The organism is Burkholderia humptydooensis (assembly GCF_001513745.1).
Lineage (GTDB): Bacteria > Pseudomonadota > Gammaproteobacteria > Burkholderiales > Burkholderiaceae > Burkholderia > Burkholderia humptydooensis.
Genome location: NZ_CP013382.1, coordinates 656,306 through 677,238 on the forward strand (window position 1 = coordinate 656,306; position 20,933 = coordinate 677,238).

16 protein-coding genes are annotated in these 20,933 nt (G+C 66.5%); 8 read left to right on the plus strand and 8 right to left on the minus strand.

Features of this window, described 5'->3' with window-relative positions; all coding sequences use genetic code 11:
- Window positions 1–10 precede the first annotated feature (10 nt).
- Complete coding sequence (gene pdxR / locus AQ610_RS21975) at window positions 11–1,540, minus strand: MocR-like pyridoxine biosynthesis transcription factor PdxR (RefSeq protein WP_006028588.1); 1,530 nt, start codon at window positions 1,538–1,540, stop codon at window positions 11–13.
- A gap of 108 nt (window positions 1,541–1,648) precedes the next feature.
- Between pdxR and AQ610_RS21980 the strand changes: the two genes are divergently transcribed.
- From AQ610_RS21980 to AQ610_RS21995, 4 genes are all read left to right on the plus strand, one after another.
- Window positions 1,649–2,761 carry an ABC transporter ATP-binding protein gene (locus tag AQ610_RS21980; RefSeq protein ID WP_006028589.1) on the plus strand — a complete coding sequence of 371 codons (1,113 nt, stop codon included), beginning with the start codon at window positions 1,649–1,651 and terminating at the stop codon, window positions 2,759–2,761.
- 74 nt (window positions 2,762–2,835) lie between these two features.
- The gene (locus tag AQ610_RS21985; protein ID WP_006028590.1) at window positions 2,836–3,882 is read left to right on the plus strand and encodes an ABC transporter substrate-binding protein; all 1,047 of its coding nucleotides are present in this window, start codon (window positions 2,836–2,838) and stop codon (window positions 3,880–3,882) included.
- 100 nt (window positions 3,883–3,982) lie between these two features.
- A complete protein-coding gene (locus AQ610_RS21990; RefSeq protein ID WP_006028591.1) occupies window positions 3,983–5,242 on the plus strand; it encodes an ABC transporter permease in 1,260 nt (419 codons plus the stop codon).
- 31 nt (window positions 5,243–5,273) lie between these two features.
- The gene (locus AQ610_RS21995) at window positions 5,274–6,113 is read left to right on the plus strand and encodes an ABC transporter permease (protein ID WP_006028592.1); all 840 of its coding nucleotides are present in this window, start codon (window positions 5,274–5,276) and stop codon (window positions 6,111–6,113) included.
- Window positions 6,114–6,184: 71 nt separating this feature from the next.
- On the opposite strand, the gene AQ610_RS22000 is transcribed toward AQ610_RS21995, so the two are convergent.
- Both AQ610_RS22000 and AQ610_RS37955 read right to left on the minus strand, forming a co-directional pair.
- Window positions 6,185–7,933: a S53 family peptidase gene (locus AQ610_RS22000; RefSeq protein ID WP_043283077.1), complete on the minus strand. Its 1,749-nt coding sequence runs from the start codon at window positions 7,931–7,933 to the stop codon at window positions 6,185–6,187.
- Window positions 7,934–8,279: 346 nt separating this feature from the next.
- A complete protein-coding gene (locus AQ610_RS37955; RefSeq protein ID WP_009915691.1) occupies window positions 8,280–8,414 on the minus strand; it encodes a hypothetical protein in 135 nt (44 codons plus the stop codon).
- A gap of 197 nt (window positions 8,415–8,611) precedes the next feature.
- Between AQ610_RS37955 and AQ610_RS22005 the strand changes: the two genes are divergently transcribed.
- The 3 genes from AQ610_RS22005 (at window position 8,612) to AQ610_RS22015 (ending at window position 12,016) form a co-directional block, all read left to right on the plus strand.
- Window positions 8,612–8,974, plus strand: coding sequence for a hypothetical protein (locus tag AQ610_RS22005; protein WP_045554764.1), 363 nt, complete (start codon window positions 8,612–8,614; stop codon window positions 8,972–8,974).
- Window positions 8,975–9,200: 226 nt separating this feature from the next.
- A complete protein-coding gene (locus AQ610_RS22010; protein ID WP_015603733.1) occupies window positions 9,201–9,575 on the plus strand; it encodes a DUF2784 domain-containing protein in 375 nt (124 codons plus the stop codon).
- 284 nt (window positions 9,576–9,859) lie between these two features.
- A complete protein-coding gene (locus tag AQ610_RS22015) occupies window positions 9,860–12,016 on the plus strand; it encodes a c-type cytochrome (protein ID WP_231749051.1) in 2,157 nt (718 codons plus the stop codon).
- A 353-nt stretch (window positions 12,017–12,369) separates the two neighbouring features.
- Here AQ610_RS22015 and AQ610_RS22020 read toward each other — a convergent pair whose 3' ends face one another.
- Window positions 12,370–13,239 carry a LysR family transcriptional regulator gene (locus AQ610_RS22020; RefSeq protein ID WP_009915687.1) on the minus strand — a complete coding sequence of 290 codons (870 nt, stop codon included), beginning with the start codon at window positions 13,237–13,239 and terminating at the stop codon, window positions 12,370–12,372.
- A 136-nt stretch (window positions 13,240–13,375) separates the two neighbouring features.
- On the opposite strand from AQ610_RS22020, the gene AQ610_RS22025 reads away from it, so the two are divergent.
- Window positions 13,376–14,548: a multidrug effflux MFS transporter gene (locus AQ610_RS22025; RefSeq protein ID WP_006028598.1), complete on the plus strand. Its 1,173-nt coding sequence runs from the start codon at window positions 13,376–13,378 to the stop codon at window positions 14,546–14,548.
- Window positions 14,549–14,855: 307 nt separating this feature from the next.
- On the opposite strand, the gene acnA is transcribed toward AQ610_RS22025, so the two are convergent.
- The 4 genes from acnA to AQ610_RS22045 all read right to left on the minus strand — a co-directional run bounded on the left by acnA (window position 14,856) and on the right by AQ610_RS22045 (window position 20,840).
- A complete protein-coding gene (gene acnA / locus AQ610_RS22030) occupies window positions 14,856–17,573 on the minus strand; it encodes an aconitate hydratase AcnA (RefSeq protein ID WP_006028599.1) in 2,718 nt (905 codons plus the stop codon).
- A 47-nt stretch (window positions 17,574–17,620) separates the two neighbouring features.
- Window positions 17,621–19,072: a bifunctional 2-methylcitrate dehydratase/aconitate hydratase gene (locus AQ610_RS22035; protein WP_009915685.1), complete on the minus strand. Its 1,452-nt coding sequence runs from the start codon at window positions 19,070–19,072 to the stop codon at window positions 17,621–17,623.
- Between the two features lie 84 nt (window positions 19,073–19,156).
- Complete coding sequence (locus tag AQ610_RS22040) at window positions 19,157–19,666, minus strand: hypothetical protein (protein WP_006028601.1); 510 nt, start codon at window positions 19,664–19,666, stop codon at window positions 19,157–19,159.
- 130 nt (window positions 19,667–19,796) lie between these two features.
- Entirely contained in the window at window positions 19,797–20,840 is a 1,044-nt protein-coding gene (locus tag AQ610_RS22045; protein WP_006028602.1) for an HpcH/HpaI aldolase/citrate lyase family protein, read from the minus strand.
- Window positions 20,841–20,933: the final 93 nt, after the last annotated feature.

Below are 20,933 nucleotides of genomic sequence, written 5' to 3' on the forward strand. Positions count from 1 at the left end.
GTCACGCGCGTCACGCGATACGCTGCTTCGCACTGCGATCCAGATGCACTTCGATCGTTTGCGCGAGCGTGTCGAACGCAGGCGCGATCCGCTCGTTCGGCACGCACGCGTAGCCGAGCAGCAATCCCTCGCGCGCGGTATCCGCGTGGTTGTAGTACGTCGTGAGCGGACGCACGATCACGCCCGCGTCGAACGCGGTCTGCGTGATCGCGCGATCGTCGCAGCCGTTCGGCAATCCGAGCACGAGGTGCAGGCCCGCCTCGTCGCCCATCACCGGCAGCGCATCGTCGAAGCGCGCATGGATCGCGTCGATCAGCAACTGGCGGCGCTCGCCGTACAGCGCACGCATCCGGCGCACGTGCGACGTCAGATAGCCGTCCATGATGAATTCGGCGAGCACGGCCTGCTGCATCAACTGTCCTTCGCGATACAGCTCGGATAGCCCGGTCCTGAACGTCTCGACGAGATGTTCGGGCACGACCATGTAGCCGAGGCGCAGGCTCGGGAACAGCATCTTGCCAAGGCTGCCGACGTAGATCACGCGGCCCGCGTCGTCGAGCCCCTGCAGCGACGCGAGCGGCCGGCTGCCGTAGCGGAACTCGCTGTCGTAGTCGTCTTCGATAATCCAGCACTGATGCTGCCGCGCATACTCGAGCAGCATCCGGCGCCGCGCGAGGCTCATCACCATGCCAAGCGGATATTGATGCGACGGCGTGACGAGCGCGAGCCGCGGCGGGTGCTTCAGGTCCTGCGCGCGCGGCGCGAGCCCTTCGTGGTCGACGGGCACGGGCGCGAGCACGAGCCCCGCCGCCTGCAGCACGCTGCGCACGCCCCAGTAGCACGGCTCCTCGACCCACGCGCGATCGCCGACGTCGGCGAGCAGGCGCACCGACAGGTCGATCGATTGATGAATGCCCGTCGTGATGATGATCTGGTCGGGCGAGCATTTGACCGAGCGCGCGACGCGCAGGTAGTCGGACAGCGCGCGCCGCAGCGGCCGGTAGCCGCCGCCCGGCGCATAGGTCAGCAGTTCCGGATTCGCTTCCTTCCACAGCCGCGCCTGCAGGCGGCTCCACGTGCGCGTCGGAAACTCGGACACGTCCGGCACGCCCGGCATGAACGCGCCCCACTGGCGGCGCGACACGCCCGCATGCCGGATCAACTGCGCGCCGCGCGTCGACAGCGCGCCGTGCGCGCGCTGCTGCACGTCGCGCGATTCGTCTGACGGATGCGCGAGCGCGCCGGCTTGCGCGCGCATCGCCGCCGCGTCGGGGCGCGTGTCGGCGACGTAGGTGCCGCTGCCCGTCGTCGTCAGCACGTAGCCTTCCGTCGTCAACTGGTCGTACACATGCAGCACGGTGTTGCGCGCGATCGCGAGATCGGTGGCGAGCGTGCGCGAGCTCGGCAGCTTCGTGCCGGGCGTGAGCTCCCCCGACAGGATCGCCTGCTGCATCAGGCGCAGCAGTTGCCGGTACATCGGCTCGGCCGAGTGCCGCTCGAGTCGCGCGGCGAGCCAGTCGGAGAGGATCACGGTATCCAAAGTGGTTCTACCGAAAATATTGAAATGGTTCCCTATTGTAGAACCGTGTGCACCGTATAGTGAATCGCATCTCGAAATGTCGAGCCAAGACGAAAAGGGGACGGGACCATGAAGACCGATGATGTGATCGTCAGCTTTCGCGGCGTGCGCAAGACTTACGACGGCGAAACGCTCGTCGTCAAATCGCTCGATCTGGACATCCGGCGCGGCGAATTCCTGACGCTGCTCGGGCCGTCCGGCTCGGGCAAGACCACCTGCCTGATGATGCTCGCCGGCTTCGAATTCCCGACGGGAGGCGAGATCCGCCTCGACGGCGAGCTGCTGAACAACGTGCCGCCGCACAAGCGCAACATCGGCATGGTGTTCCAGAACTACGCGCTCTTTCCTCATCTGAGCGTCGAGCAGAACGTCGACTATCCGCTGAACGTGCGGCGCCTGCCCGCCGCGGAACGCAACGCGCGCGTCGCCGCCGCGCTGACGATGGTGCAGATGGAGCGTTTCGCGAAGCGCTATCCGGCGCAGTTGTCGGGCGGGCAGCAGCAGCGGATCGCGCTTGCGCGCGCGCTCGTGTTCGAGCCGAAGCTCGTGCTGATGGACGAGCCGCTCGGCGCACTCGACAAGCAGTTGCGCGAGCACATGCAGTACGAACTGAAGGCGCTGCACGAAAAGCTCGGCCTGACCTTCGTCTACGTGACGCACGATCAGGGCGAGGCGCTGACGATGTCCGATCGCGTCGCGGTGTTCGACAAGGGCATCGTGCAGCAGCTCGACACCGTCGACCGGCTCTACGAATCGCCATGCAACGAGTTCGTCGCGAATTTCATCGGCGACAGCAACCGGCTGCGCGGCACCGTCGCGAGCGTGAACGGCGAGTTTTGCGAGTTCCGGCTCGACGACGGCACGCGTCTCGTCGGCCTGAATACGGGCAACGCGCAAGTGGGCGCGTCGGGCATCGCATGCATTCGTCCGGAGCGGATGAACGTCGCGCCGGGCGGCGGCCGCGCGGCGAACGGCGCGGCAGGCGGCGCGGCGAACGCGCTATTCGGCGAAGCGCGCAGCCTCATCTACTTCGGCGATCACGTCCGGATGCGCTGCGCGTTGCCGGGGCAGGACGAATGCTTCGTCAAGGTGCCGCTCGGCACCGGCGCGCTCGATGCGTTCGCGCCCGGCGCGCCGGTCTCGCTCGAGTTCCAGCCCGAGCATCTGCGGGTCTTCGCATGAACGCGAAGCCGCGCGTTGCGCGTCGCTCTTCGTATAACCACCACGCTCCATCATCCGTCACGAGAGGAAACATCATGCACCACACGTTCAACACGCCGCGCCGCGCGGTTGCGCTGCTGTCGCTCGCCGCGTTCTGCGCGACGGCCGGCGCGGCCGAGCTGACCGTCGTCAACTTCGGCGGCGCGAATGGCGACGCGCAGAAGGCCGCGTTCAACCAGCCGTTCGAGAAGACGACCGGCAACAAGGTGACGGCCGTCGAATACAACGGCGAGCAGGCGAAGGTGAAGGCGATGGTCGAGGCGAAGCACGTGAACTGGGACGTCGTCGAAGTCGAGTCGGGCGACCTGAACCGCGGCTGCGACGAAGGCCTGTACGAGAAGCTCGACTGGGCGAAGATCGCGAAGAAGTCCGATCTGATTGCCGAATCGCCGCAAACCTGCGGCGTCGGCTTCTTCGTGTGGTCGACGGCGCTCGCATACGACGCGGACAAGCTCAAGAGCGCGCCCGCCGGCTGGGCCGATTTCTGGGACGTGAAGAAATTCCCGGGCAAGCGCGGGATGCGCAAGGGCGCGCGCTACAACCTCGAGTTCGCGCTGATGGCGGACGGCGTCGCGCCGAAGGACGTCTACAAGGTGCTCGCGACGAAGGCGGGCCAGGATCGCGCGTTCAAGAAGCTCGACGAGCTGAAGCCGAACATCCAGTGGTGGGAAGCGGGCGCGCAGCCGCCGCAGTTCCTCGTCGCGGGCGACGTCGTGATGTCGACCGCTTACAACGGCCGCATCAGCGCCGCGCAGAAGGAAGGCAAGAACCTGAAGGTGGTGTGGAACGGCAGCATTTACGATCTGGACTACTGGGCGATTCCGAAGGGCACGCCGAACAAGGCGCTCGCCGAGAAGTACATCGCGTACACGCTGTCGTCGAAGCCGCAGCAGGACTACGCGCAGCACATCGCGTACGGCCCCGCGAACGTCGCCGCGATCAAGGCGCTCGACGCGAAGACGCTCGCGAACCTGCCGAACTCGCCGGCGAACGGCAAGAACGCGGTGCTGCAGAACATCACGTTCTGGACCGATCACGGCGACGAACTCGAGCAGCGCTTTGCCGCTTGGGCGTCGAAGTGACGGCCGCATGAGCCGATGAAGCAAACGGCCCCGCGCGTCATGACGGCGCGCGCGGCGTTCCTCCGAACGGCGTTTCGGCTGGAGACAACCGTTGAATACGATGACGATCGCTACGCAGTCGGCGCCGCCGACTCCATCGCTCAAGCGTGAACTGAAGGCGGCCGAGGCCAGGAAGCGTGCGATGGCGCTGCTGCTCGTCGCGCCGCTCGCGATATTCCTGCTGCTCGTGTTCGTGGTGCCGATCGGCGCGCTGCTCACGCGCGCCGTGCAGAATCCCGAGATCGCGGCTGCGCTGCCGCGCACCGTCGCCGCGCTGTCGAACTGGGACCGCAAGGCGCCGCCCGCCGATGCCGCTTACGCGGCGCTCGCCGCCGACCTCACGCAGGTCGCCGACGGCGAGGCGATGGGCGCGCTCGCACGGCGCCTGAACACCGAGATTCCCGGCTATCGGTCGCTCGTCGCGAAGACCGCGCGCGCGATGCCGCTGACGGGCGACGCGAACGCGCCGCTCGCGCCCGCGCAGACGCGCGCGAAGCTGCTCGAGCTCGATGCGCGCTGGGGCGACCCCGCGTACTGGCAGGCGATCGCGAAGAACAGCGGCCGCTATTCGCCGTTCTATCTGCTCGCGGCGCTCGATCACAAGCAGGACGGTTTCGGCAGCATCGTGCCCGCCGATCCCGATCAATCGATCTATCTCGCGGTGTTCGGCCGCACGCTGCTGATCGGCTTCGCGGTCACGCTGTTCGCGCTCGCGCTCGGCTACCCGCTCGCGTACTGGATCTCGACGCTGCCCGAGCGCCGCGCGAATCTCGCGATGATCCTCGTGCTGATTCCGTTCTGGACGTCGGTGCTCGTGCGCGTCGCCGCGTGGATCGTGCTGCTGCAAAGCGAAGGGCTCGTCAATCGCGCGCTGATCGACGTCGGCCTGATTTCGCAGCCGCTCGCGCTGCTGTTCAATCGCGTCGGCGTGTACATCTCGATGACGCACATCCTGCTGCCGTTCATGATCCTGCCGCTCTACAGCGTGATGAAGTCGATTCCGCCGAGCTATCAGCGCGCGGCGGTGTCGCTCGGCAGCCATCCGTTCGCGGCGTTCTGGCGCGTGTACGTGCCGCAGACCTATCCGGGCGTCGGCGCGGGCGCGCTGCTCGTGTTCATCCTCGCGATCGGCTACTACATCACGCCCGCATTGCTCGGCGGTCCGAACGATCAGATGGTCAGCTACTACGTCGCGTACTTCACGAACGTGACGATCAACTGGGGAATGGCGTGCGCGCTCGGCGGCCTGCTGCTCGCCGCGACGCTCGTGCTGTACGCGATCTACGGACGCTTCACGCGCTCGCAGCCGAGCCTCGGCTGAGCAAAGACGGGACCAACAGGGGGAAACGAACATGAAACTGCTGGCGAAGCCGCTTTTCGCGCCGCACATGTCGGGGATCGAGCGCGCATGGTATTTCGCGCTGCGCGGCCTCGTCGCGCTGACGCTGCTGTACCTGATCCTGCCCGTGCTCGCGATCGTGCCGCTGTCGTTCTCGTCGAGCACGTTCCTCGTCTATCCGATTCCGGGCTTTTCGATGCGCTGGTACGAGAACCTGCTCGCGTCCGACGAGTGGCGGATGGCCGCGAAGAACAGCTTCATCGTCGCGCCGGCCGCGACGCTCGTCGCGACCGTGCTCGGCACGCTCGCCGCGATCGGCCTCACGAAGACCGATTTTCGCGGCAAGGGGCTGCTGATGGCGGTGCTGCTGTCGCCGATGATCGTGCCCGTCGTGGTGGTGGGCGTCGGCATGTATCTGTTCTTCGCGCCGCTAGGCCTCGCGAACACGTACGCGGGGCTCATCTGCGCGCACGCGGCGCTCGGCGTGCCGTTCGTCGTGACGACGGTCGCCGCGACGCTGCAGGGCTTCAACCAGAATCTCGTGCGCGCGAGCCTGTCGCTCGGCGCGAATCCGGTGACCACGTTCTTTCGCGTGACGCTGCCCGTGATCGCGCCGGGCGTGATGTCGGGCGCGCTGTTCGCGTTCGCGACGTCGTTCGACGAAGTGGTCGTCACGCTGTTCCTCGCGGGCGCCGATCAGACGACGCTGCCGCGCCAGATGTTCACCGGCATTCGCGAGAACATCAGCCCGACGATCGCCGCGCTCGCGACGATCCTCATCGTGTTCTCGACGTGTCTGCTGCTCGCGCTCGAATGGCTGCGCGGACGCAACGCGAAGCGCGCGGTGAGCTGACGCATTGGCGGCGCGCGGCGCGTCCTCCTGCCGCGCCGGCCGCTTGCCGCTATCGCGCTACGAGCGCCCGCTCAATTGAAGCCGCCCGACTGGATCAGTTGATTCAGGTTCGAGATGTTGATGCTGCCCCAGCCGGTCGGGTAGTCCCAGCCGGTCGACGCCTTGTAGCCGTATCCCGAATAACCGTTGTTGCCGGACGTGACGTCGTAGCGCACGAGCGACGCATGCGTCGGAATCGAATGGTAGAAGCGCGCGGCCGGGAAGCCGAGGCCGGTGCCGTTCGCCGACAGGATCCGTGCCCAGAAACCGGTGAAGATCGGCGCGGACAGGCTCGTGCCGCCGATCTGCTGCAACTGGCCGTAGTTGTAGATATACGCGCCCGTGCTCTGCGCGGCGTCGAACGACACGTCGGGCAGCTTGCGGTTGCTGCCCGACTGCCACGACGGATTCGGCAGGATCGTGCTGACGCCGCCGCCCGTCGCCCACAGCTTGCCGTTGCCGTCGAGCCCTTCGTTCCACACGGTTTCGTTCGAGAATGCGCCCGACGATGACGTGTAGAGCGTCGTGCCGCCGATCGCGAGCACGTGCGGCGAAGACGCGGGCCACGATACCGAGTAGTTCGAACCATCGGGATAGCCGCGGTTGTTGCACTCGTAGACGCCTTCGTCGCCCGACGACACCGCGAACGTCTGGCCTTGCGCGACCGCCTGCGTGAAGATCTGCTCTTCGGCGGAAAGCGTGCCGTCCGCGTTCGCGTCGGTTTCGCACCAGCCGAGCGATACGTTGATCACTTTCGCCGTGTTGTCCGACACGGCCTGGTTGAACGCCTGCGTGAGGCCGGTGTTGCCCGACGCGTTGAGGTCGGCCATGTAGAAGATCAGTTGTCCGACCTGACCGCCCGCGGCGCCGACGATCGACTGGCTGTCGAGATCCCATTCGCCCTGGCCTTCCTGATCGTCGCTGTAGTTGCCGCCGGAACCGTTGGTCTGCACGGTCTGCGTCGACACGTCCGGATAGCTGTTCGCGCTCGTGAACTGCTGCAGATCCGACAACGCTTGCGACACGCCGCCGATCGTCATGATGCCGACCGTCGCGTTCGCCGCGTTCGGCACGCCGGTCGCGTTGTAGAGCGCCGGGAATTCGGACGGATAGTGGCCCGTCGCCGTGCCGGATGCGAGCGCCTGCGGCTTCGCGATCGCGCCGATCTTCGACAGCGGCCGCGCGCGCGCGACGTTCTGCAAACCGAGCACGGAGCCGACGATGTCGCCGAGCGCGCGCGGCACTTGCGCCGTCGAAGCGTTCGCGAAGCCCGAGCGGCCCGCGTACTCGAAGTGGACGAGCGGCGTGTTGAACGCCTGCTTGACCGTGCCTGCGGTGCCGCGCGCGGAGACGAGCATGCGGTTCGGCGCGACGCGGACGTCGACGAAGCCGTTCTTGCGCAGATAGTCGACGACCTGCTTCACCTGCGCGTTGGTCGGCGCGTAGTTCGACAGGAACTGCGCGCTCGTGATGTACTGCCGGTACTGCGAGCTATGCGGATCGTTGACGTTGCGCGCGACGGCTTTCAACTGCTCGGCGTTGCGCAGCTTCAGGCTGATCACGACGTGCGCGGCTTCGCCGGAGGCGAGCTCGAGCGACGGGGTGTTCGCGCTGCGGGCGAGCGTGTCGAGTTGCGCGTGATTCAGGAAAGCTTGGGTATGCGTATCGACCCAGTCCGTCGCGCCGTGCGCGACGCCGGCGGCGAGCGCGAGCGGCCACACGCAGGCAAGTCGCCTGCACAGCGGGGAGAGGGAGAGTGCAAAATCGGCGGTCCTGTTCATCGAGTGTGTCCTTTTGAGAGAGTGCGACGTTGTCAAGCTCTGACCCTTGTGGGGACGAGAGCGCGCTAAGCGTATGCGAGCACCGTTCTCTCGGGTAACTGCCAGTTTCGTTAGCTGTCACTGTTGACAGAGAAAAAGTGACACACCCGTTCACTATTTGAGTGGCGAACGAAAAATGAAAGTAAAAAGGCGGGCCGATGAAATGATTTGGGATGCTGAATGAAAGGGTGTGACGCGCACGTGCGACATTCGCCGTTTTTGACGGGTTCTTCTAGAGTTCGCGTCGCGGCGGCGAACCGGCGCCGCCGAGATGTCGAGATGTCGCCCGCGGCGTGCCGTGGCCGTTTTACGGACGAAGCAGATCGAAGCTGGCGAGCGCGACGACGCCGCTCATCGCCATCATCGGCACCGAATGCCGCCCCAGGTAGAGCATTGCGGCGGCCGCCCAGGTTGCGATGAAAAACGCGCCGATTCGCTTCATGATGGATTCGCGGCAACGGCCGCGCAAAATGTGACGCGGATCGGGCCTCCGCGCGTGGCTTGTCGGTCGGGCGGGGATGAACGAATAGAACCCGCGCCGACGCCGATATTATAGGGTTTTCCCTTGGGCCGACGCATGACGCGATGACGCAGCCGAAGAGCCGCGTCGCGCGTGATCGGGCGGCGCGGACGGTGCGAATGCGCGTGCGAGAAGCGACACGCGACGATATCGACGAGCTCGGCCATCCGATCGCGGCGCCAATGGGCGTCTTCAAGGGACGTATTTACGGCGATGGCTGGGAACTGACGCTGAGCGGCTACATCGACTACGGCTCGCCCAATGCGGTGAGGTTCCAGGGCCGCGGCAAGGTGGGCGGCGAGGAGTGGATCTACGATTGCGTCGGCTACCTGAGTCCGGCCTGGCCGAACGGCACCAAGCAGCGGCCCGCGCTCGCCGGATCGATCGTGCGCACCGCGCCGCATTCGAACGGAGCGGGCGGCGTCGCGCCGGCGGGCGTGGTCTGCTCGTGGTATGCGGTGCTCGACAAGCCGGCGCACTGAGGGCCGGTACAGGACCGATACGACCAACTAATCGCAACCAATACGACCGAGTCCCGGTGCTCCGGACGAAGCGCCCGGGCCGGCCGGGCCGCTAGCTGCCGCCACGATGCAGCCGCGGCGGCGCGCGTTCCGCACGCGTCGACATCGATACAATGATCCCGGCGGGCAGCGTGCCGACATGCGCATGCCGCCCGCGCGGCATGCCGCCGCTCGCGCATGGGACCTCATGACCTGGCTCGCCGATATCGTACTCGTCGTGCACGCGCTGATCGTGCTGTTCATCGTCGGCGGGCTCGCCGCGATCTGGACGGGCGCGGCGCTCGGATGGCGCTGGGTGCGCGACCGGACGTTCCGGCTCGCGCATTTGCTCGCGATCGGCGTCGTCGCCGCGTTGGCGGTGCTCGGCATCGATTGCCCGCTGACGGTGCTCGAAGACCGGCTGCGCACCGGCGCACCGGGTGCGCAGGGCTTCGTGCAGCGCTGGGTCGGCCGGCTGCTGTACTACGACTTGCCTGCGTGGGCGTTCACCGTCGCGTACGTGCTGTTCGCGCTGATCGTGTGGCTGACGTGGAGGCGGATTCCCGCTCGCGGGAACCGATAGCTCGCCCGACGGCTAAGCCGAATCGAATCGTCGCATGCGGTGTCCATCGATGATCGCGGGCCATGCCGGCCGGCATGCCGCCGCGGCTGATCCTGCTTGACGGGAATCAAGCGCACAGCGCAAAGATGACCTCATACTGACCCCGTACTGACGACCCACAAAGGCATCGCGATGCGCCGGGCTCGCTGCGAAGCGCGCGTCGGCGCCGACGCGCGCGGCACGCGCGCCGCGTCCTTCCCACGCATGCCGCCGATCAAAATAAAGCACGCCTTCCGGGGACCACTATGAAGTCATGGGGTAACACGCTCGCACGATGTGCGATCGCGGGGCTTTTCGTGGCAGCCGCCTTCGCCCAGATTTCGTCTGCGAGGCCGGCGTCCGCGCACGCCGCCGCGCCGCGGATCATCGACGATCTGCCGGCCGACTATTCCTCCGATCTCGACGCCGCGACGCGCGCGCAGGCGGAGCGCGGACGTTACATCGCGCGACTGGGCGACTGCGTTGCGTGCCACACCGGCGACAAGTCGAAGCCGCTGGCGGGCGGCCTGACGTTGCAGACGCCATTCGGCGAGTTGCACTCGACCAACATCACGCCCGACCCGCAGACCGGCATCGGGCGCTATACGTTCGAGCAATTCGATCGCGCGATGCGCACGGGCGTCGCGGCCGACGGCCATCATCTCTACCCGGCGATGCCTTATCCGTCGTATGCGAAGGTGTCGCCGGAGGATATGCGGGCGTTGTACGCGTACCTGATGAAGGGCGTGGCGCCGGTGCCGCAGGCCAACCGCGCGCTCGCGTTGCGCTTTCCGTTCAACCAGCGCTGGGGCCTCGCGCTGTGGAAATGGGCCTTCCTCGACGACACGCCGTTCCAGCCCGACGCGACCCGGAGCGCCGAATGGAACCGGGGCGCCTATATCGTCCAGGGGCTCGGCCACTGCGGCGCCTGCCATACGCCGCGCGGGCTCGGCCTCCAGGAGAAGGCGATGTCGGGGGCGGGCTCCGCCGGCCAGTATTTCCTCGCCGGCGAGACCGTCGAAGGTTGGCGCGCGCTCAGCCTGCGCGCGCTGTGGACGCCGCGGGACACGGCCGAGATGCTCAAGACCGGACGCAACCGCTACGGCACGGCGTCGGGCAACATGGTGGACGTGGTCCAGCACAGTACGCAGTACATGAGCGACGGCGATCTGCTGGCCGTGGGCGCGTATCTCGAATCGCTGCCCGCCGCCGGGCACGACAAGCCGATGCAGGTGCCGCGAGGCGCGGCGCCGGCGATCACGCCCGCGGGATCGCCGGCCGCCGCTCCGTCGTCATGGGTGCCGGCCGATCTCTACACGTCGCGAGGCGGCTTGGGCTACCTGCAGTTCTGCAACGACTGCCACCGTTCGGACGGGGCCGGCGTGCGGGACGTCTTTCCGCCGTTGGCGGGCAACGCCGCGCTGCAGTCGGAGGACCCATCCACGCTGGTCCACATCATGCTGACCGGCTGGCGTTCCGCGCAGACGGTGCGTCATGCGCGGGTGCTGACCATGCCTGCGTTCGCGCAACTGAGCGATCAGGAGATCGCGGAGATCCTGAACTTCGCGCGCAAGAGCTGGGGCCGGGCGGACGCCCGCGCGATCGGCGCCGGTACGGTCGGCGGCATGCGCAGGCAACTGCGCGCGGGCGCGGGAGACGGCACGCGGTTCCAGACGCCGCGCCTCGCCGACATGCTCGCCGCGCCCAACGCGGGCCAACTCACGCTGGGGGCGCGCCTGAACATCGACACGCGCCAGATGCTGCCGAAGAACGTCGGCAATGCACTGAACTGCGCGAGCTGCCACCTCAACGCGGGCACGGTCGCCGGCGGCTCGCCGTACGTCGGCGTATCCGCGTTCTTTCCCGGCTATGCGCCGCGCGCCGGCCGGGTGATCACGCTCGCGGACCGCATCAACGGCTGCTTCCTGCGGTCGATGAACGGCAAGCCGCTGCCGCCGGACTCGGAGCAGATGAAGGCGATGGTCGCCTACTTCGACTGGATGCGACGCGAAACCAAGCCGGGAGACAAGGTCGAGGGCCGTGGCGTCGGCAGGATCAGCCAGCGGATCGTGCCCGACGTCGGCAACGGCAAGCAGATCTATGCGGCGCAGTGCGCGCTGTGCCACGGCTCGAACGGCGAGGGCGTCAGGAATGACGCAGGCCGGTGGGTGTACCCGCCGCTCTGGGGCGACGAATCGTTCAACATCGGCGCGGGCATGGCGCGCACGTATACGGCCGCCGGATTCGTCAAGCGCAACATGCCGATCGCATTCCACGATCGTTTTCCGCTTGGACAAGGCGGGCTGACCGATCAGGAATCCGTGGACGTCGCCGAATATTTCACGCACCAGCCGCGGCCGGACTTCGCGGGCAAGGTCAAGGACTGGCCGAGGGACAAGAAGCCGGCCGACGCGCGCTATTGATCGCGCAAACGCCGCGGAACGGCTGGTTTTCGCGGCGCCTCGCGAGTGCCTCGCGATCCGGCTTGCGCATCGAGGAACGCGATGCCGGCACGGTGCGCTTCGCTGGCCGCGCGCTCGCGCCGATCGTCGTTCGGCTCTCGACGAATCCGGTTCGCGACGAATCGAAAAAAGGTCATCGAAGATTACCGGGGCGCGCGGGGCAAACTGCCGGCGCTCGCCCAGTTTGAGTCGTTGGCGCGTCTGCGGCGAGCGACAGAAATCGGGCGCATAACGGTCAGACGTCAACGAACGCATATTCGCGAAAGTGATCGCTCCAGGCGCCGAAGCGTCGGCTGACTGGTTGCGCGCTCTAATCAAAGGTTGAATTGCCCGGCAAGCGCGTCGACTACGACGCGGACCCGCGCCGTGCGCGCGAGGTCAGCGTGCAATACCATCCACGCTTCATAGGGCGAGCTCCTTCGCCGGGCTGGCCAGATCCGAACAAGCTCCGGATATCGCTGCGCCATATATGTCGGCAATTCCCCCAGTGCGAGACCGGCCCGCACGAACGCACTGAGCATCAGGCTGGAATCCAGCTCCGCGACGACACGTCCCCGCGCTCTCGACTCGCCGACGAACGTGTCGTGCTGACGTTTCGTGACGCCCGGCTGGTAGACCGCAAGATCGTGGCCGGAAAATTCGCCGCCTGGTCTCGGCTCTCCTCGCCGCGCGACATAGCTGCGCGACGCGTAAAGCCCGACCTCCCAGCTTCCGAGCCGCCGCACGATCAAGCCCTGCAGTTCCGGCCGCTCCGTGCGGATGGCGATGTCCGCCTCGCGGCGCGACAGATCGAGCAGACGCGGAGTCGTGCTCAGAAGCACCCGGATACCGGGATGTCGTGTCTGGAGCCGCTCGATTGCCGGAATGACGAAATCGATGGCCAGCGTATCGGTCGTGGTGACGCGCACGTCCCCTTCTATGCGTTCGTCGGCGCCTTCGCTGCGGCGCTCGAACGATACCGCGAGGCGCTCCATTTCCCTCGCAGTTTCCAGCACCTGCTCGCCGCTGCGGGTCAGCACGAATCCTTCGGTGGTGCGCAGGAACAGGCGGCTGCCTAGCGCGCCTTCGAGGCCGCCCAGGCGCCGTCCGACCGTGGTCTGATCGATGCCCAGTTGCTGCGCGGCCCCAGTCAGCGTGACCGACCGATGCACGGCCAGAAAGATTCGAACGTCGTCCCAGTTCATGTTGGATATCGGTCTGCAAATTTGCAGGTATGGTATGCGATATCGTGCATTTTCACACGAAGCTCGAATCTCTAGCATGACGGCTCCCACTGCCATAACCGCATGCCCCCTGACGGCGTGCAACGGAGCCCAGTTCATGCCGCGCATGTCTTTCATTTTTACGATCGCGATGCTCAATGCGTTCGGCCTGATCGCATCGGACGTCTATCTGCCCGCGATGCCGCACATGGCCACCGTATTCGGGGTCGCCGACTGGCGGATGCCACAAACGGTCTCCGTGTATCTGCTGGTACTCGCGATCGCGCAGCTCGTCTACGGCCCGCTTTCGGACCGCCACGGCCGCAAGCCCGTCCTGTTCGCCGGCATCGCGTTGTACTTCGCTGGCTCGCTAGGTTGCGCAGCGGCCACGCACTTCGGCGCATTCCTCGCGTGGCGCATGGTGGAGGCCGCTGGAGCCGCGGCGGGCCTCGTCATCGGTCGGGCGCTGATTGCCGATACGTGCAGCAAGCAGGCGTCCGCCAAGGTCTACGCCGTCGTTTATCCGCTGGTATCGCTGTCGCCGGCGCTGGCTCCGGCGGTCGGCGGCTATCTTGCATCGAGGTTCGGCTGGTACGCCGACTTTCTCTTCGTCGCCGGATTTGCGTTCGCCGCACTACTGATGGCGATGACGATGCTGCCGGAAACGCTCGCACCGCATGACAGGAAGCATCGCGCGCCACTCGCGGGCTTCGCGCACGTTCTCCGCGACGGAGCCTTTCGACGTTACACCGTCATTGTCTGTGCGATCTATTGCGCCTGGTTCATCTACCTGACGCAATCGCCTTTCATATTCGCGAGCCTCGGTTTGCGCGAGGCGCAGAGCGGTTGGCTATATCTGCCCCTGACCGGAAGCATCGTAACGGCCAACCTGCTGGCCCGGCGATGGCTGGATCGCTGGACGTACGACCGGATCGTCACCACCGGCGTCGCGTGCTTCGTGCTGGGCGGACTGGCGTTCGCCGTCGTCGCGACGCGCGGCGTCACAAGCGTCGCGGCAGTGATCCTCCCGATGTGCGTGGTCAGTCTCGCAAACGGCTCGTCACTGTCGCTTGCCGTATCGGGCGCGGTCACGGGCGCGCACGGGCAGGCTGCGACCGCATCCGGACTCGTCGGGTTCTTCCAGATCAGCAGTTCCGCATTGGTGGCATCGTTGATCAGTGCAGCATGCGGCACGGGGTCAGCGGTGCTGGCATCTTCGATTTTGCTTTTGGCGCTGCTCGCGATGGCGGCGTGCATCTCACCGCGTCCGGAAGGCGAGTGTATCGAGTGAATTACTGGCTTTAGCGCCTGTTTCTGCCAGTCGAACGCCCGCAACATTCCGTCGCGCCATTTAGACGGACCAAGCGAAGCCGCGCCTCATTGAACCATCTAACGACGGAAGTCTCGCGTTGCCATTTGCATATCCCCTTGGGCACGGCAAGCGGACATTTCCTTCGGTGCGGTGACAGGCCGCTTCGGGCGGGCACGCACCATCCACGAAACTCCGCGACGAATCGAAAAAAAGCCCGGCCAGGCCGGGCTTCAAATCGACCGCGCACGCATCGCTGCATCGCGCGGTCCCTGCAAAAACAGTGCGCTTACGCCGCGAGCAGCGAGCGCAGCACGAACGGCAGGATGCCGCCATGCTTGTAGTAGTCGACTTCGATCGGCGTATCGATGCGCAGCAGCACCGGCACGCGCTTCGTTTCGCCGTTCTTGCGATGGATCACGAGCGTGACGTCCTGCTGCGGCTTGAAGTCGTCGCCGAGGCCTTCGATGTCGTACGTCTCGTCGCCGGTGATGCCGAGCGACTGGATGCTGTCCGAGCCCTTGAACTGCAGCGGCAGCACGCCCATGCCGACCAGGTTCGAACGGTGGATCCGCTCGAAGCTGCGTGCGATCACGGCCTTCACGCCGAGCAGTTGCGTGCCCTTGGCCGCCCAGTCGCGCGACGAGCCCGTGCCGTACTCTTCGCCCGCGAACACGACGGTCGGCGTGTCGGCGTCGATGTACTTCATCGCCGCGTCGTAGATCGACAGTTGTTCGCCGCTCGGCTGGTGGATCGTCAGGCCGCCTTCGACGCGCGTGCCGTCCGCCTTCGCCGGGATCATCAGGTTCTTGATCCGCACGTTCGCGAACGTGCCGCGCATCATCACGTCATGGTTGCCGCGGCGCGAGCCGTAGCTGTTGAAGTCGGCCTTCTGCACGCCGTTCTCCTTCAGCCACTTGCCTGCCGGAGAATCCTCCTTGATCGAGCCCGCCGGGCTGATGTGGTCGGTCGTCACCGAATCGCCGAAGATGCCGAGCGCGCGCGCGCCCTTGACCGTCGCGATCGACGCGGCCGGCTCCATCGCGAAATCGCTGCCGAAGAACGGCGGCTCGGCGATGTACGTCGACTTCGGCCAGTCGTAGACCTGGCCCGATTCGCCCTCGATCTTGCTCCAGAGGTCGCCCTTCTTGGTCAGGTGCGAGTAGTTCTTCTCGAACTTCTCCGGGTCCAGCGCGAACTTGAGCAGCGACTGGACTTCTTCGCTCGACGGCCAGATGTCGCCGAGGTAGATGTCGCGGCCGCCCTTGCCCTGGCCGACCGGCTCGGTCATCAGGTCCTTCGTGATGTTGCCGGCGATCGCATACGCGACGACGAGCGGCGGCGAAGCGAGGAAGTTCGCGCGGATGTTCGGGTGGATGCGCGCCTCGAAGTTGCGGTTGCCCGACAGCACGGCCGCCGCGACGATGTCGTTCTTCGTGATCGCTTCGTTCAGTTCCGGCGTGAGGTCGCCCGCATTGCCGATGCAGGTCGTGCAGCCATACGCGGCCACTTCGAAGCCGAGCTTCGCGAGGTACGGCAGGAGGCCCGTCTTCGTCAGGTACTCGGTGACGATGCGCGATCCGGGGGCCAACGAAGTTTTGATGTGCGGCGCGACGGTGAGGCCCGCTTCGACGGCCTTCTTCGCGACCAGGCCGGCGGCCAGCAGCACGCTCGGGTTCGACGTGTTCGTGCACGACGTGATCGCGGCGATCAGCACGTCGCCGTTCTTCACGGTGATGCCGTCGCTCGTCTTGTACTCGGCCGTCAGATCGTCGGCCTTCTTCGCGAAGCCGTTTTCCGCGACGGGCTTCGAGAACAGATCGGTGAACGTCGACTTCACGTTGCCGATCTCGATGCGGTCCTGCGGGCGCTTCGGGCCTGCGAGCGACGGCGCGACCGTCGCGAGATCGAGCGTCAGCGTCTTCGTGTAGTCGATTTCGCCGGCCTTCGGGATGCCGAACAGTTCCTGCGCCTTGAAGTAGTTCTCGAACGCGGCGATTTCCGCCTTCGTGCGGCCCGTGCCCTTGAAGTAGTCGATCGTCTTTTCGTCGACCGGGAAGAAGCCCATCGTCGCGCCGTATTCCGGCGCCATGTTCGCGATCGTCGCGCGGTCCGGCAGCGCGAGCGTCTTCGTGCCTTCGCCGAAAAATTCGACGAACTTGCCGACGACCTTTTCCTTGCGCAGCATTTCGGTGATCGTCAGCACGAGGTCGGTGGCCGTCACGCCTTCGCGCAGCTTGCCCTTCAACTCGACGCCGACGACGTCCGGCGTGAGGAAGTACACCGGCTGGCCGAGCATGCCGGCTTCCGCCTCGATGCCGCCCACGCCCCAGCCGACCACGCCGATGCCGTTGATCATCGTCGTGTGGCTGTCGGTGCCGACGAGCGTGTCGGGGTAGTAGACCGTGTCGCCGTCGTCCTTCTTCTTGTGGACGCCGCGCGCGAGGTACTCGAGGTTCACCTGGTGGACGATGCCGACGCCCGGCGGCACGACCTTGAACGTGTCGAACGCCTGCATGCCCCACTTCATGAACTGGTAGCGCTCGTTGTTGCGCTGGAACTCCAGCTTCATGTTCAGGTCGAGCGCGTCCTTCTGGCGGAAGTAGTCGATCTGCACCGAGTGGTCGACGACGAGATCGACCGGCACGAGCGGCTCGATCTTCTTCGGGTTCTTGCCCGCGCGCTTCGCGACGCCGCGCATGGCCGCGATGTCGGCGAGCAGCGGCACGCCCGTGAAGTCCTGCAGCACGACGCGCGACACGACGAACGGGATCTCGTCGACGCGCTTCGCATTCGGCTTCCAGTTCGCGAGCTGCTCGATGTGCTCTTCGGTGATCTTCTTGCCGTCGTAATTGCGCAGCACGGACTCGAGCACGATGCGGATCGACACGGGCAGGCGCTCGATCTTCGTCTTCAGTTCCTTGCCGAGCTTCGGCAGCGAGTAGAACTTGCCTTTGCCGGAACCGCTGTCGAATTCCTTGAGTGTTTTGTGGAGATTGTGGGCCATGGTGATTTCCTGGGTTTAAGGCTAGGAAAGAACTCTGTATTTGACGGCTAGATCACATACAGATCGACGTATTCATCGACCGGCATCGCCTCGAGCTTTGCCTGGTCCAGCGACACGTCGAGAATCGCTTGTTGCTGCTTCGCCGGGAAGCGGCGCGCGAGATTCGTCCTGAACTTGTCGATCAGGAGCGCCATCCCTTCGGCGCGCCGCCGCATGTGGCCGATCGGGTATTCGACCGCCACCTCGGCGAGCGTCGATCCGTCGTCGAACTCGATCGTGAGCGCATTCGCGATCGAGCGCTTCGCCGGATCGTGATAATCCTTCGTGAACTGCGGGTCCTCGACGCACGCGATCTTCGCGCGCAGCGCGTCGATCCGCGGATCGGCGGCCACCGCGTCCTCGTAGTCGGCGGCCGCGAGGCGGCCGAACAGGAGCGGCACGGCGATCATGTACTGGATGCAGTGATCGCGGTCGGCCGGGTTCGCGAGCGGGCCTTGCTTGTCGATGATGCGGATCGCCGCCGCGTGCGTGCGCACCGTGATGCGGCGGATCTCGTCGGCGGTGCGCCCGGCAGCCGCGAGTTGCGCATGCAGCGCCATCGCGGCCTCGACGGCCGTCTGCGCATGGAACTCGGCCGGATACGAGATCTTGAACAGCACGTTCTCCATCACGTACGTGCCATACGGGCGCTGGAAGCGGAACGGCCTGCCGCCGAACGATACGTCGTAGAAGCCCCAGGTCTTCGCGGTCAGCGCGGACGGATAGCCCATCTCGCCCGTCTTCGCGATCAGCGCGAGACGCACCGCGCGCGAGGTCGCGTCGCCTGCCGCCCACGACTTGCGCGAGCCGGTGTTCGGCGCGTGGCGATAGGTGCGCAGCGCCTGGCCGTCGACGAACGCAAGCGACAGCGCGTTGATCAGCTCGTCGCGCGTGAGGCCGAGCAGGCGGCCGACGGCCGCGGTCGACGCGACCTTCACGAGCAGCACATGGTCGAGGCCGACTGCATTGAACGAATTCTCGAGCGCGAGGCAGCCCTGGATCTCGTGCGCCTGGATCATCGCGACGAGCACGTCCTTCATCGCGAGCGGCCGCTTGCCGGCCGCGACGGCGGTGCGCGACAGCCAGTCGGCCGTCGCGAGGATGCCGCCCAGGTTGTCGGACGGATGGCCCCATTCGGCCGCGAGCCAGGTGTCGTTGAAGTCGAGCCAGCGGATCGCCGCGCCGATGTCGAACGCGGCCTGCACCGGGTCGAGCTGGAACGACGTGCCGGGCACCTTCGCGCCGTGCGGCACGATCGTGCCCGGCACGATCGGCCCCAGCAGCTTGGTGCAGGCGGGATACGCCAGCGCCTCGAGCCCGCACCCGAGCGTATCGATCAGGCAGTGGCGCGCGGTTTCGAGCGCGAGCGCACTGTCGATGCGATGGTTCAGCACGTAGTCGGCGATATCGACCAGCACTGAATCCGGCGCTGGCCGGACGTTCGGGATCGGGGCGGACATGGACATCCAGGCTCCTGTCGACCGGAGTCGGCGCTTCAGCGCTTGCTCCGGTCCGATGCAAGATGGTTGCTGTCGGGATCGACGTCAGTTCGACGGCTTCAGCTCGTTCGACTGGGTCGGCGCGACCGCGTTGCCGGCCGCCATTTCGGGCGTCTGGCACTCGTCGGCGAGGCGGCTGTCGTCCTTGTCGCTGAAGAGCATGCCCTTCGTCGGGATCACGACGAGCTTCATGCCGCTCGCCGGGTCATAGAACACGTCCGCGCCCGTCGTCGTCTGCTGGCGAGGCAGCTTGTAGTTCTTGTTGGCCCAGTGGACCGTGACGATCTGGTCGCGCTTCATGTCGCCGGCCAGATCGTACGACAGGCCGTCCTTGCACGCCCACTTGACCGCGCCTTCCGGCACCGGATCGGTCTTCGCGGCGGCGCGCGCCTGCGCCTTCTTGCTGCGCGGGATCAGGTGGCGCTTCGGCGCGGGGCGCTTCGGCGTGGCCTTCTTCGCGGTGGCCGACGAATCCTGCGCGAACGCGCTCGGCGCCGCGGCCAGCATCGTGGCGGACAGAGCGCCGATGGCGGTAGCGATCAGCAGTTTCTTCATGGAATCAGAACCTTACGTTTAATCGGTTAACAAGGGCGGACGCACAGCTCGTCCACCGGGTGGGGTTGGAACTGCACGCGCCCCGGAAGCGCGCAGCGGCCGCTATTTTCACCTATTTGGCGTGTCGCATTCAGTTTTTGCGCCCCGTGCACTGTTCATTTTCGCGTGGCTCCGCCGCCCGCTCGTCGGCATCGCGAAAGAGCGGCGCCGACTCGGCCGGCAGCGGCTGGCCGGTCGCGCGCGCGCGGCGCAGCACCGACCAGTAGTAGCGGTAGCTCGCGCGGTCGTGCAGCGCGTCGTCATGCCGCGTCGGGCCCCAGTCGGCCGCCTGCGCGGCGAGCAGGATGCGGCTCGCGCGCGCGATGTCGTCCGCGCGCGGCGCGAACGCGGCGACGATCTCGCGGATCTGCGCCGGATGGATGCTCCACATCCGCGTGTAGCCGAATTCCTCGCGGGCGCGGCGCGCGTCGTTCGCGACGACGCGCATGTCGCGCACCTCGGTCGTCACGTTGTGCGACGGCGTCTTGCCGTGCGCGTGGCACGCGGCGGCGATCTCGAGCTTCGCGCGGCGCACGAGCGGGTGATCGAACTGGCCGGGCGAGCGCATCGCGTCGTCCGGAATCGCGCCGTGATGCGCGGACACGAAATCCATCAGGCCAAAGCTCAGCGTCGCGACGCTCGGCAGCGCGGCGATCCGCGCGGCGTCGGCGAGCGCGCCGTGCGTCTCGATCAGCACGTCGACGGGAATCGGCTGCGCGATGCCGAGCTCGATGCGGGACGCCTCGATGAACGCGCACATCTCGGCCGCGTCGGCCGCGCCGCCGGCCTTCGGCAGCGTCAGATAGGCGGGTGGGCGCGCCGCGCGCAGGATGATGCGCACGTCGTCGCGCCAGTGAGGGTGGGAAATGTCGTGGAGGCGGGCGCCGACGCGCCCGAAGCGGTTCGCCTCGCCGCCGACGAGCGCCGCGACGAGCGCCGCGTGCCCGGCTTCGCGGCCGACGGCCGCGCCGTCCTCGCAGTCGAGCGTGATGTCGAACACGGGCCCGAGCTCGGCCTGCAGCGCGAGCGATTTGAGCATCAGCTTCTCGCTGCCCGCGTAATGATCGCAGCACGGCAGGATCGCGGGCGGCGCAACGCCTTCGTACAGCACTTCTGCGGGTGTGAGCGAGGACATCTGTTCTTCTGCGTCGGTTCAGGGGCTGGGCCAGCGTGAAAATCGGATTCGGGCGGGCTCTGCGAGGCGCCGGGGTGCGGCGCCTGGGGCAAA